Genomic DNA, 12,960 nt, shown 5'->3' on the forward strand with positions numbered 1-12,960 from the left:
TACCATCAGGATGGACTTTGACTATCGTACTATCCAGCGACATGTGATCCACTTCCAGCTGTATCAGCTTGTTTTGCTGAAGCGCGAGGAAAACCCGATCCAGGACGCCATTCCTGGCCCAACGGTTGGCGCGCGTGTAAATGCTGTGCCAATTGCCGAATTTCACAGGCAGACCACGCCACTTACAGCCGTGCTCTGCAACATACAGAATCGCGTTGAGCACTTCCAAATTCGAAAGTGTGACGTTACCCCGTTGTATCGGCAGTAGATTTTCAATAAGCTTGAATTGCGATGCGGATATTTCCATTCGGTAATTTTAATACAAATAGTGTTAACAGACCCTAGCATAAATGACAATATATTCATTGAGAATCAATCAGTTATTATATTTCTCAGGGACGACTAGCTATTGAAAGAATTATTCTGTTACAGTCATTAATTGAACTGGAATACAGTCATTTTTTCGATCAGTTATCACCATATTTGACAATTGAGCCAGCTTTCAGTAGATTTAAAACTCATCGGAAAGGCGGTTTATTTTTTCTATATCCCACAGTCGAAAAACATTCCCTTCAGTTGCAGGTTGCCGATTCCCTGCTGTACGGGGTTTTTCTGTCCGTCAAACCTCATCTCAGTCTGATATTGCTTCAACCAATCTAGCGACCGCACTGAACATGCCCCTCCCTGTTTTTGTTGCAAATACCCCGGCCTGTCGATGACACGTAGCACCCCCCGCCACACCACAGTGCGCCAGGCACTTATTCTCAGTTCCCGCGACCTTGGATCCCGTGTCGCCCGTGGTGCTGGCTTTACCCTGCTCGGCATCGTGTTGCGCACTACGCTCACGATTGGTTCGATGGCTATCCTTGCCCGGCTGCTGACGCCCGCTGACTTTGGCTACCTTGCCATGGCCACGGTCGTCACCGAATTTGCTGGTCTACTGGGCAGCTTTGGCTTTGCCAACATCCTGATCCAGCGTCGGGTTATCACTCGTCTGCAGCTTGACACTATGTTCTGGGCCACGCTTGCCTTGGGCTGTACCATCGCTGCGGTGATTTTTGCTCTGTCTTTTCTCACTCACTGGCTGTTCGGTGATGAAGCTACGGGACCATTGCTTCGTGTCATGTGCCTCACTTTCATTTTCGGCAGTCTGTCCACCGTCCATCAAGCGATTCTTTCGCGACTGATGCGCTTCGGCACCGAGTTCATCATCCAGATCGGCACGATTGGACTGCGTTCTGCCGCAGCGATTATACTTGCCTATCTGGGCTTCGGCGTCTGGAGCCTGGTGTATGGTTCGCTGGCTGGCTCGATCATCGGCACCTTGTTGATGGTGAGCGCAATCCGCTACCGGCCACGCCTGCGTTTTCATCGCCAGTATCTGCTTTCCACCTGGAAAACGAGCAGCAGTTACATGGGCAATACAGTGCTGTACTATCTGAATATGAATAGCGATCTGCTGCTGATTGGCCGTCAGTTTGGCGCCAGTGCACTGGGTTACTACCAGAACGCACGTTCGCTGACTGACGAAGTACGCGGCCGCATTGCGATGCCTTTGCAGCGCGTGCTGTTTCCTGCGTTTTCTTCCCTTCAGGCCGATCAGGTCCGACTGCAACACTCAGTACTGCGGAGCGGACGTCTGCTTGCCGCCATCATCTGCCCGATCGGTATCGGTTTGTCTGCCGTTGCAACCGAAATCGTGCCGGTACTGTACGGCGAACAATGGCTACCAATGATCCCGATCCTGTCGTTGCTTGGCATCAGCGCAGCTCTGCGCGGCTCGACCGCAATTGGTTCTTCTTTGTTCAATTCACAAAACCGGGTGCCATTGGCGTTTCGCTACAACATAATATATACCGCACTGTTGCTGTGCTCGATACTGTTTGCTATGCCATACGGGCTAAACGTGGTTGCCCTGGCGATTGCGGCGAACTCACTATTTTCCGTTTTTGTCTTTCGCGTCGCACTTGGTTTGATCGGACTGGGCACTTCTCATTTGCTGCACATCCTGGCGCGTCCTTTCATTGCCGCTCTGCTGATGTGGGCTGCAATCGCTTTTTTACGCAATCTGCCGATATTGACGGCCCTCCACCCTGGAATGCATCTCGGGGCATTGATCGCATGTGGAGCAATCAGCTACGCCAGCGTGCTCCATTTGCTTTCCAGACAGTATCTGCAGGATTTCACCGAGCTCGCCGCTCGCTTCACCAAACGGAGATGAATACCACATGAAAATAGCTCTGCTGTGCTCGGGCCTGGGCAACGTTCAGCGCGGTCACGAAATTTTTGTCAGAGATCTATTCGACATGTTGAAGGGCAGCGTCGACATCACCTTGTTCAAGGGCGGTGGTGAGCCAGCACCGAACGAACTGGTCATCGACAATGTGTCACGCAATGCGCCCAGCCTACAGAACATCCATCTTGCTGTTTCGCCACGCTGGAAAGTTGCCATGCAGGAGCAGGAGCGCATCCGCATCGAAACCGAGACTTTCGCCCATGCCGCGCTACGCCCCTTGCTCGAAGGTGGCTACGACATCATTCACTGTCTTGAGCAGGAAGTGTGCAACCGGCTTTACGGCTTCCGCCATCTGTTTGCACATACCCCCAAGTTCCTCTTTTCCAATGGTGGCGCGATTCCAGCAGCCAAACTATCCAACTGCGATTTTGTTCAGGAGCACACCGAATACAATCTGCAGCACAGCGCCCGTGAAAAAGCTTTCTGCATTCCCCACGGTGTCGATATCCAGCGTTTCAACCCCTCGATCAGCAGCGATTTTCGCGCCCGCTACGGCATTGCCGAGGATGCCTTCGTCGTCATCAGCGTCGGCATCATCTGCTACTGGCACAAGCGCATGGATTACCTGATCAAGGAAGTTGCCCAGATACCTGAAGCGCATTTGCTCATCGTCGGTCAGGAATGTGCCGATACGCCAGCGATCAAGGCGCTCGGCGAAAAACTGATGCCGGGGCGGATCACTTTCACCAAAATGCCTCATGATGAGTTGCCCCAGGCTTATGCGGCGGCCGATGTCTTTGCGCTGGGCTCATTGTTCGAGACTTTCGGTATCGTGTATATCGAAGCGCTGGCGATGGGCTTGCCGGTGTTCTGCACCGAACATCCTAACCAGCGTTCGATCGTGCGTGAAGGTGTTTTTCTGGATATCAAGCAGGCAGGTGCGCTACGCGACGCCCTGTTGAAGCGTGACCCTGCACAAATGCGGTATTTACGCGAACGGGGACCGCAGATTGCACGGGAAACTTACGCACTCGAGAAGCTGAAGTCTGCTTATATCGAGCACTATCAGCGCATCGCGGCAAGCGAAGTAAGCTTGCCGCGCTACACCTTCAAGACAAAACTTCAAGACAATGTCCGCAGCCTGTACCGCCGGCTGTCCAGGGGCTGATCAAGAAAACTCAGCTATCCTTGCCAGGGTTGATTCAGGCTGGAGATGCGATCGAAACAGCGCTGGCACGCCAGTTCATCGTCGAGCGGCATGGCACGTTCCATGCGCTCGCGGTAAAGTGCTGGCACTTCACCACCATTTTCAAGGAAAGCGAGCAATTGCTGCAGTAACTCATTTTCGCTGAAAGCGACAGGGCCGAAACCATCGCGCTCGTAATCGAAATAGCCTGGCCGCCAGTTGTGCCCACCGCCGTAGAAAAGCGTACGATCAAACTGGTAGTAAAAACTTGGCCGACGCAACAAGGCGATATCGAAAGTGACCGAAGTATAATCAGTCAGAAAAGCATCAGCGCTGACCAACGCCTCCTGAATATGGCCGTCGAGCACCGAAACTAATCTGATCTCGGGGGACAATTCAAAGACATCCAGAAAAGGCAGGGTATTCATGTGCGGCATGAAACTGAGCTGCCAGCCATGCTGCTGCAAAGCCGCATGCAAGGCAGGATTATGCAGCAAGGACTTCCATGCCCTGGCATAGTCGGTCTGGGCAAAAAGCTGCTGGCGCTCATCCGCACTCAAATCCTTGGCCTGCTCCTCGAAAGTGCCACCACGCCAAGTTGGCATCACCAGCAGTGTTTTGCTCGACGGCGGCTTTCGCTCACGTGCCTTTCTTAACAAACAGTCATGGCGAGGAAGGCCAGTGAAGCTTACTTCACGTTTCGAGTATGGATAGTTGCCACCGTCTTCAGCGATGGACTGATACTCCACTAAGCTACTTGTTGAGAATAGATCGAACTGGAGCGGTCCAAGCCAATGTGAAAGATCGTTCAGAATGGTTCCATGCTGAAGAAAGGTGTAACGCCAACGCATATACGGTGCATACACCCTTGGGTCAAAACCGCCCGCACCATACTCGGCATGTGAGGAAATGATGTTCTCGCTATTCAAAACCAGCAATTTTCTCTGCAGGCCATTCGGTGCCAGCAACTGAAATCCTTCCTGCTCCAGCCGCGCCCAATCTGGCGAATCGGGTTTCAGCAGAAACCAGGCGTTGATTTGTGGCTGTTTCGCCGTAACCCAGCGGTAAAGATGTTCGGCATTGTCATCGGCATTTTCATGTCGATCAAGAAATACCCAGGCCCGCCGGTATCTCGCCCGCACCCAAGGCAGCGCTGCATATAGGGCAAGCAGCCCGGCTTTCAGTGACTTCAATAACGGTCGGGAACGTCGACGTCCACCCCGTCCCGGCCAGAATGCTGCGCGCGCACCAGCCAGATCGAAGGTCTCATCCTCCGATACGGATCGGGCAAAAAAACCTGATTCATCAAGTTCGATAGCATGAGGCTGACCATTCAGTCGTAATTGCAGCTTGCTGCCCTGCGCAACAGGTAACCAGACGATGCGCTGTTGCATACAGCTGCGATGGTAATAACGGCAACCGCGGTATTTGGCGAAGGCAGGCTCAACAGCCTTGCCATCCACCAGCCACGCTTCGACAGGTGGTTCTCCATGCACAAAGTAGCGCAGTTTGACGAGTTGCTGAGCATGGTCATAACAATCCAGTATCGCCGCTGAACAGACTGGCTTTCCATGCCAAGAGTACAGCACGTGACGAATTTCACTCGACACCGCAGGGTCAGAGAAGCGGCCAATCAAGCCCGGATCGACATACTGTAGAATTTCCCCGATCAGTGCATGAAAAGCCTGCGCCGCTTCTACCCCCACAATCGCCGTTGGCGCTCGCTCGCGCCCATCAACAGTAAAATACCAATGCAAGCGGCGCAGCACGTCGATTTGCATCGGCTGCGGTACGGCACCAAGCGTGGTCGAAGACGATTTCAAAGACGCAAGAAAATCTTCGCGCAGCCGCGCATCGTAGCTTGAAGGGGCGCGCCAATACGCAGTGGGTGGTTCTTGGTAAACAGGTTCAGAACCTGACATTTTTTCAGCTCCGATTGAACTGCGCGGCACCCTCATCCACATCAGCCTTGTACGGCCGATCTGGGTTCTCGCTTGAAAAACGAGGCCAGCCAGAACAACAAAGCTTTGTAACGCCGGGGATCATGACGCCAGGCTTGCAGCGCAGCACGGCGTGCAATGCGTGCCGATCCCCAGCGGTAATGTCTATATGCGAAGTCAAAGGCAAGTTTGCCGAGGCGGCGCTGAAAATCAACCGCTGCAAGCGCACGTCCGTCGGGCGCAGCTAGTCCCCACTTGGCCGCTGCCGCGCTGACCACGTTGTATTCATAATTTACCGGCTTCACACTGTTGGTGAGACTGCCGGGCGAGCCGCGATAAAATGAATAGACTCCTACCAACTTGTCGATCCGGGTGAGGCGGGACAAGCGCAACCAGTAATCGTAGTCCTCGCCATTGATCAGTTCAGCGCGAAAAAAACCGAGTTGTTCGACAAACTCGCGCCGCATCATGATAGTGGAAGTGTGCACGATACAATCCATCAGCAACTGCGGATAAATCCAGCCCGATAAAGCTGGATCAATGGCCGTGGAATCCGCCACTACTGGCGCAGGCATGGAAACAAAATTACCCTCTGCATCAGGTCGCCAGACCTGCCAGGCGTGATAGACCGCACCTGTTTGGGGATGTTGCTGCAAATACTGGACCTGCGCATGCAGCTTGCCAGGACACCAGCCATCGTCAGCATCGAGTAGGCAGATAAATTCTCCACAAGCGTTGCGTAGGCCGGTATTGCGTGCCTCGGCCACGCCTGTATTGTCCTGGCGGATGATGCGGACAGTGGGCATCTCGCGGCGTACCAGATCTGCAGTGCCGTCGGTCGAGCCGTCGTCCACCAGCAGGATCTCAAGCGGTTCGTAGTCCTGCGCGGTAATGCTGCGCAGCGCCTCGAGGATGAAATCCTCTGCATTGTATGCCGGCACGATGACACTGATCAGTGGACGCTGTTGATTCGTCCTGGAAGTTTGTATACTACCCGGCAGACTGTTCATTGCTCCGTGCTCCCTACACGATCTGCCCTATATCTGAGCCCGATCCACGGCAGCTTGACGCAGGCAACCACATTCTTCCAGAGCAGATCGAACAAGGCGAGGCGCAGGCGCAAGGCTTCCGCCAGCCGCCCCTTGCGGCTGCAGCGGTAAGCCCAGTCGAAATACTCCTTCGCCATGTGCTTGCGAAGCTGCTCACGATTACTTCGTGCCAGACCGGGATAGCCAAGCATCAAGCGGTACGTATGGAGCATGGATGGGGTATTGCCAGCGGGATCCTTGTCCGCTTTGAAGGGGATGTTCGCGGAATGTGAGCGATACCGTATCTGCGGCACTTTCAGACAGGCAAATATCTGCTCGTGCGATAAGCGTACCCAGAACTTAAAGTCCTCGGCGATGTGCAACGACTCGCTCATCAGTTGCCGTGCCGCATCAGCGGTCATGACGACTGCCGACAAATTGAAGTAGCAGCTATATTTAAGCAGGTGCCCGAAATAGCTTCGATCGAAGACGACAGCATCCTTGTCTTCCGTAGCAATCGATGCGTAGCACAGTTTGCATTCGAAGTTCGGATCCATGTAGGGCACTTCAGTCTCATCCTGCTCGTAGCGTGCCCGACTAAAGATGACGCCCACCTTCGGATGGCGGGCAGCCAGGATGCCGGTGTTTCTGGCTCCTGCCGGTCTTTTCCCTCGCCCATTCACCAATACCCGAACCCGATGCTCGCCGGCAAACGCGGTCTCCAGCCAGGCTGCGGTACCGTCGTCCGATTCGTCATCGACGATCACCGCCTCGACTTCTAGTTCGGATGAAGCCTGGTCGAGGGCCGAGTTTATCGCCTCTGCCAGCAAATGGCAGCGGTTGAAAGTGGGAATAACGACCGAAATTTTCATTTTATTCCAACGCCAGAACCTGCGTATGCTGTAGATTGCCGAGCAAACGGGCACTATAACGCCAGTGCTGCTTTTCCCACGGGGTGAAGCGCAGCGGCTGAAGCGGATTCGCATTCCGTGTATTGGCCTCCCAGCTCATGGATACCGCAGCCTCGAAGCCAAGACGTTTGACGATATCGACGTCGCGCCGGGCATAGTTACTACCGAGCTTGCCATTGGAAGAGATAAACCGGCGCACAGGCTCGCCAAGCAGGTTTTCCAGGATATCCCGACTTGCGGCGCTTTCATGCCCTACCTCGGCCACGCCGGTTTTGGCCAGAATCGGGTGACTGAGCGTGTGTGCGCCGATCAGCATGCCTGTCTGGCGCAGATCGCGCAGCTGTTTTGTGTTGAGCGTGAGATCGTTGGCAAATCCGCTTGGCTGATTTCAGCAATGCGTTCGATCGTCTCCTGCTGTACAGCTGGCGCTTGATCGCCTGGATGAGCCTGCCGAGAAAGCTGTGCTTTTCGGCGTCATTGCGCATCGGCGCAGCTTCGACGCCTGGTATGTCGGCATCAAGGAAATCCACTTTGGTTCCGCGCACCGCTTCGATGATGGTGTCGTTCCACATGCGCTCGCCATCGAGAAAGTTGGTTGCAATGAAAAACGTTGCCGGCAAACTATGCCGTTGCAGTATCAGCAACGCTTCTGTGTAATTGTCGGCATAGTCATCATTAAAAGTGACTGCCATCGCGCGCGCTGGCAACTTGCTTGCCTGCAAAAGGCGGATTGCCTCATCCAGTGGCAGCACGTCAAACTGCTGCACCACCCAGCTCATTATCAAATTGAAACGCACTGCATCTGATTCTTCGGAAAACAAGGGATCGGGCGCACTGAGTGCGCGGTGGAAAATCAGAATGCTCAGCTTGCCCCGATCGCTTGCCGGAGAAAACAGTTGAAAGGCAGTTTTGATCAGCATCAATCAGTATCCTGTGCGCCTCGGACGCGCACTGCTCACGTCTGCCCGTTCACGCTTGCCAACCCGCAAACCGGCGTATTCCATAAACGGTATGGCCGGATCGCGCTCCCAGCCGCGGGTTTCCACCCAACGCCGCGCCAACACCACCAGTACCATCAGATTGTAAGGCAGGTCAAAATAAGGCATGGAGAGAAAAGCTCCCCCTACCGCAAACCCGATCAAACTGACCTGAACCATGCTGCCAAGGTCAACTGTCCATTTTGCTTCGGGAATCGAGCGCGCATGACGGCGCAGCCAGCCAGCCTGCCACAAGGTACTCGCCCACAGCCCCAGATAGAGCGCCAGCCCGATGAATCCATGATTACCCAGAATCTGGAAATAAATGCTGTGGGCCGCAATGACGTTGGTGTTATACACACCCCACATCGAAAAAAAGAACTCGTGCTGATAAGACATGCCACCACCAAACAGGTAGTGCTTGGCGACTTCGATGGCCACCAGCCAGCCATTGATGCGCCCCATCGCCGACGCGTCTTCCTCGTAGGTCTGGATTGTGCCCATACGCGCCCACCATTCTTCCGGCATCATCGGCAGCAGCAATAGCAGCACGACCAACACCCCGAAACTCATCAGACCCTTGCGATTACTGCGCCACCATAGCACTGCACCCATGGCGCTGATCGCCAGCAAGGCGCCGCGCGAGTGACTGCCCAGAGCTGAAGCAACACATGACAGCATGGTCACGGTCATGAGGTGGCGTTGCCACGGTTTCTGTAACTGTAGTTGCAGAAAATGAAGCAGTGGCACGGTCATGATCAATGCAAGGGCAAAATGATTGTTGTCGGCGATGAACGAACCTGGTGGCCCCCAAACACGATAGTTGCCGCCATGAAGCACGGTGAAGAATCCACCTTTGGCGCCCAGCAAAGCTAGGGAGCCCACCGTTACCCAGGCAAAAGCCATCAGATGATACTTATTCGACAACAGCATCAGCGCAACAAAGGTCATGAAATAAATCTTCATCACCTTACTCCACTGCACATAATCCCCTGCTGGATCGTAACCGAAGAGCCATGATAATGTAATCCAGATCGTCAGCAACGCGAACCAGGCGACCGGTGCGCCCTGAAACGGGCTTTGCCGCTCTTTAGTAAACGCCAGACCGAGCAGGGCCACGCCGGCTGCCACCGCAGCCAGCGGCGCTGAATAAGCAAAGCCCCAACTGTAGCGATGCGGATTCATGATACTAAGCCAAGTCCACAGCATTACCCCGACCCACGGGCGACGCAGTGCCATCACGGCCATCACCGCCACAATCGACACAATCAGTAAATCACGCATGAGTGGAACCCTCAGTGCAGTACAACATGGCTGGCCACATAACAGAATTTCCCCGATTTCTCGGCGAGGACTGCGTCGACGAACTTCACCGTCACCTTCGCCCCCAGTCGGCACCGGAAGCCATCGATGATGATAGTGTCGATGCCGGTCATATCGCCGCCAGCCTCGGGTGCGAGCAGAATCCGCGTATGTTCCCGATTTTTCCGCACGATCTTGAACGTCCGCACCTCATTCAGATCGTGCACCACATAGATCAGCGCCAACCCATGAAGCACCGTGCCCTCTGCAGCGACGACAAAATCCGTATTGCGCCCTTGAATGTCGGTCAACAGCGGCAGGCCACGGCCGCAAGAACACGTCTCTTCGCTCAGGCTGGCAATATCGCCGGTACGGTAGCGGATGAAAGGATAGTCTCGCGTGGCGAGATGGGTGACGACGATCTTTCCAGACTGCCTATGCGGTAGCACTCGGCCTGCCTCGCCGATAATTTCGACGACGATATCTTCGGTTATGACGTGCATGTTGCCGTTTGGGCACTCATGTGCGATGAAACCAGCGTCCCGTCCACCATAGCCATTAGCTACTGGGCAGCCGAACAGACGGACGATCGTCTCGCGCTGGTGGTTATAGAGCCGCTCTGATGTGCAGAACACCACCTTGATCCCTAGGTCATCGAATCTAACTCCGCGCTGCTCGGCGCATGGCACGATATGGCTCATGGCAGAAGGGTAACCGAAAATCATTTTTGGATGGCGTTCGCGGATGCGTGCAATAAAGCCATCGACCTTTTTGTCCGGCATTCCGAAGGTCGGCAGTAACTCGGTCCGCATCAATGCGTGGCGTGCCATTTGGCAGCAACATCGTGGCTGACACGCTTGGTGCCGATAAAGAAGATCGAAAGTTCTCCGCTCGACCCCTCTGTATTGAAATGAGCAAGGCCAACGGCATTGTCGGCGCGCAGTGCATCACTGCTGGCACGGATGTCGGCCACGCTGTCGACCTTCGCTGGATCGAAGCTGATCCTCGCGAACAGGTCTCGGTAATGCGGTACGTGTGTGCCCGCATGTTCGAGCAGCGTCCGCAGGCATTGTGCCTGCAACCTCAGGATGCATTCGCTCAGCCACCATTGCAAAACTTCTATTTTGCCATGCACCTGCACGGTATCGTGCTTCTTCAGGGGAAACAGGACATTGGCAACGAAGCGGGTATACAGATCGGACATGTCATTAAATTTGGGATTTAAATCAATCTCTAACGGTTAAGATTGGCGCAAACTTTATTCCAGACAGAATTTTGGTCTGCATTATTATGCAGCTTCTCATCCTTAGATAAGAATTGATGTGTTGGGAGCGCCTAATTTTTAGCCATCTGTGTAGCGCAAGTATTGATATTATTCAGCGTTGATGACGTTATTGCAGCCTCCATGGGAAACTTGCTGTTTTCCAGCCGCTAATATACTGTCCTGATGTCCTAGTGAATCTTTACTACCTTCAAAACTATTATATCTGATTAGTAATGAGCGTCAGCAACCCGAATGGAGCGCAAGGGTTGCGGAATAATCGAAGCGGCGGCAATGAGCAGTTGTTTGTGCAGCGAACGAAGATTAAGAGCTTATCCTTAAACGGGCATGCTCTTATTTCGTAGCCTGTGCATGAGCGCGATACGGGGAGGATGGATGGCCAAAACAACAAGCGTGGCGTCGCGGGAAGTATCCGATGCTCTTTGGGAACGGATGGAGCTGCTGATTCTGGCGGCCGCACCGCGGCGATCGGATCGGATATACATGCACAAACCTGGAGGTGGGCGTAAGCCCAAGGATCCACGGCTGGTGTTCGAAGCGATTGTCTACGTGTTACGCACAGGCTGCCAGAGGAAGGCGCTCCCTCGAATGGCAGGTCTCCGGCGTATTCGAAGCGTTATGGGAAGGCTGGTCTGGCCGAATACGACGACATGGAGGGCATTGTCTGGCGCTGACAAAGCATCGACGGCTCCATGATGAAGGCACTCCTGGCACAACAGATTGTCGGCTCCAACTCGACGGATCGGGGAAAAAATGGGAGCAAGCGACACCTGCTGGTGGACGGTCGTGGCGTCCCGTTGTCGCTCATCGTGACCGGGCCAGCCGGCATGACGTCAGCCAGTTGCCAGCAGTGCTGGAGGCCATCATGGTCAAACGTCCGAACCTACCGAAGCGACGTCACAAACACCCGTGTGCCGATGCCGGTTACACTGGTGCTCCCACACTCTTGAGAGCATCGAAGAACACGGTTGCACTGCACATGTCAAAGGCCGTGGCCAGCAAGCCAAAGAGAAGCGACGACACCCCGGCGCTCACGCCAGACGCTGGATCATCGAGGTCTCGCACGGCTGGTTCAATTGCCTTCGCAAATTGCTCATGCGTTACGAGAAGCTTGCACGCAGCTTCCTGGGACTCAATCACTTGGCTGCTGCCATCATTGCTTTCCGGAAGGTGCCGCTGGCCGTTAATATTATTTACGAATAAGTTCTTATGCAGACGGCTACAGGAGATATGAGCATAAATAGACTTCCCAAATTTCTTCTTGAAGGCAGTATTCATTGCTCGCACTGTCATTCCATACCGTGATGCAATCAATTCGAGCTTTGGAAGCTTTCCCTCGAAATTAACCAACTCATCATGTATCTGTTGAATCTGAGCATTTATTACAGATAAATGAGGTATATTTTCTCGACAATCATAAAGCACAAACATTGACCACCTTTTGTCTTGCACGATGCTCTATAGTCGCAGCGCCTGATGTCATTTACACAAAAACATGGGCCACTTTCTATGGAATGCATCATCATATTTGGCTCGGAAAATCCGATTGAAAAATTTCCGATGCCAAATGGCGATCCATCTCGGGAGGTGTGTGGTTGATGGACCGTGTGTAATAAAACTACTCCTGGCAAAGGTTCCTGCCACTTTATCCCGCTTGTTCCGATCCAGGATGGCATCGGTTATCCGAGACGCTGAACATCAGTCGATAAAGTTATTTCAAAGTCTCTGGGCGCGGCCTCTGTAAGCCAACTAATCCGAACAAATGTAGCCATATCTCTTGCTAGTTGTTTAGTCCCACTTTGTGATGGTATGGATTGATGATAAAACGTTCAGGTTCGTTTTGCCAGCATTTGATGATGTATTCGTAAGGTGTGAGTCCTCGTAAGGTTTTGAGTCGCCTGGCGAAGTTGTAGGCATTCAGGAAGCTGTAAAGATGCTCTCGCAACTGTTGATGATTTTCATAATGATAGCGTTTGACGGTTGCTTCCTTGAGGGTGCGGTTCATGCGTTCGACTTGACCATTGGTCCAGGGGTGATTTGGCTGGGTCAGGCGATGTTCCGTACCATTTTCCAGGCAGACACGGTCGAAGATATGCAA

15 protein-coding genes are annotated in these 12,960 nt (G+C 53.6%); 5 read left to right on the top strand and 10 right to left on the bottom strand.

The features are described 5' to 3' along the window. A partial coding sequence (locus B5D58_RS12530; RefSeq protein WP_078737650.1) for a transposase occupies positions 1–307 on the bottom strand: 307 nt, incomplete at its 3' end. Between the two features lie 408 nt (positions 308–715). Between B5D58_RS12530 and B5D58_RS12535 the strand changes: the two genes are divergently transcribed. Both B5D58_RS12535 and B5D58_RS12540 read left to right on the top strand, forming a co-directional pair. Then, on the top strand, positions 716–2,221 hold the full coding sequence (locus B5D58_RS12535) for a lipopolysaccharide biosynthesis protein (RefSeq protein WP_011112543.1): 1,506 nt from the start codon (positions 716–718) through the stop codon (positions 2,219–2,221). A 7-nt stretch (positions 2,222–2,228) separates the two neighbouring features. Further along, on the top strand, positions 2,229–3,404 hold the full coding sequence (locus B5D58_RS12540) for a glycosyltransferase family 4 protein (RefSeq protein WP_041356826.1): 1,176 nt from the start codon (positions 2,229–2,231) through the stop codon (positions 3,402–3,404). A gap of 14 nt (positions 3,405–3,418) precedes the next feature. Here the strand turns inward: B5D58_RS12540 and B5D58_RS12545 are convergent, their stop codons facing one another. The 8 genes from B5D58_RS12545 to B5D58_RS14385 are packed head-to-tail and all read right to left on the bottom strand — an operon-like array spanning position 3,419 to position 10,784. Continuing rightward, complete coding sequence (locus B5D58_RS12545; RefSeq protein ID WP_158297471.1) at positions 3,419–5,344, bottom strand: CDP-glycerol glycerophosphotransferase family protein; 1,926 nt, start codon at positions 5,342–5,344, stop codon at positions 3,419–3,421. A 41-nt stretch (positions 5,345–5,385) separates the two neighbouring features. Further along, a complete protein-coding gene (locus B5D58_RS12550) occupies positions 5,386–6,372 on the bottom strand; it encodes a glycosyltransferase family 2 protein (protein ID WP_011112540.1) in 987 nt (328 codons plus the stop codon). Further along, on the bottom strand, positions 6,369–7,262 hold the full coding sequence (locus B5D58_RS12555) for a glycosyltransferase family 2 protein (protein ID WP_041356824.1): 894 nt from the start codon (positions 7,260–7,262) through the stop codon (positions 6,369–6,371). The genes B5D58_RS12550 and B5D58_RS12555 overlap by 4 nt, the downstream gene beginning before the upstream one ends. A 1-nt stretch (position 7,263) precedes the next feature. Next, positions 7,264–7,617, bottom strand: coding sequence for a polysaccharide deacetylase family protein (locus B5D58_RS12560; protein WP_078737693.1), 354 nt, complete (start codon positions 7,615–7,617; stop codon positions 7,264–7,266). Next, the gene (locus B5D58_RS12565) at positions 7,547–8,221 is read right to left on the bottom strand and encodes a polysaccharide deacetylase family protein (protein ID WP_011112538.1); all 675 of its coding nucleotides are present in this window, start codon (positions 8,219–8,221) and stop codon (positions 7,547–7,549) included. The genes B5D58_RS12560 and B5D58_RS12565 overlap by 71 nt, the downstream gene beginning before the upstream one ends. Before the next feature lie 3 nt (positions 8,222–8,224). Beyond that, positions 8,225–9,562, bottom strand: coding sequence for a putative O-glycosylation ligase, exosortase A system-associated (locus B5D58_RS12570; protein ID WP_011112537.1), 1,338 nt, complete (start codon positions 9,560–9,562; stop codon positions 8,225–8,227). Positions 9,563–9,573: 11 nt separating this feature from the next. After that, positions 9,574–10,410 (bottom strand): phenylacetate--CoA ligase family protein, encoded by an 837-nt coding sequence (locus tag B5D58_RS12575; protein ID WP_011112536.1) that lies wholly within the window; start codon positions 10,408–10,410, stop codon positions 9,574–9,576. Then, positions 10,392–10,784 (bottom strand): hypothetical protein, encoded by a 393-nt coding sequence (locus B5D58_RS14385; protein ID WP_011112535.1) that lies wholly within the window; start codon positions 10,782–10,784, stop codon positions 10,392–10,394. Before B5D58_RS14385 ends, B5D58_RS12575 begins: the two co-directional genes overlap by 19 nt. 453 nt (positions 10,785–11,237) lie before the next feature. Here B5D58_RS14385 and B5D58_RS14475 point away from each other — a divergent pair, with 453 nt between their 5' ends. The 3 genes from B5D58_RS14475 to B5D58_RS14485 are packed head-to-tail and all read left to right on the top strand — an operon-like array spanning position 11,238 to position 12,065. Next, on the top strand, positions 11,238–11,558 hold the full coding sequence (locus B5D58_RS14475; RefSeq protein WP_276677964.1) for a transposase: 321 nt from the start codon (positions 11,238–11,240) through the stop codon (positions 11,556–11,558). Continuing rightward, positions 11,555–11,812, top strand: a complete 258-nt coding sequence (locus B5D58_RS14480) for a hypothetical protein (RefSeq protein ID WP_280512954.1) — start codon at positions 11,555–11,557, stop codon at positions 11,810–11,812. The genes B5D58_RS14475 and B5D58_RS14480 overlap by 4 nt, the downstream gene beginning before the upstream one ends. Then, positions 11,772–12,065, top strand: a complete 294-nt coding sequence (locus B5D58_RS14485; protein ID WP_011112534.1) for an IS5 family transposase — start codon at positions 11,772–11,774, stop codon at positions 12,063–12,065. The genes B5D58_RS14480 and B5D58_RS14485 overlap by 41 nt, the downstream gene beginning before the upstream one ends. Positions 12,066–12,642: 577 nt before the next feature. On the opposite strand, the gene B5D58_RS12585 is transcribed toward B5D58_RS14485, so the two are convergent. Further along, a partial coding sequence (locus tag B5D58_RS12585) for an integrase core domain-containing protein (protein ID WP_143779593.1) occupies positions 12,643–12,960 on the bottom strand: 318 nt, incomplete at its 5' end.

Origin of the sequence: Nitrosomonas europaea (genome assembly GCF_900167395.1) — a bacterium.
Lineage (GTDB): Bacteria > Pseudomonadota > Gammaproteobacteria > Burkholderiales > Nitrosomonadaceae > Nitrosomonas > Nitrosomonas europaea.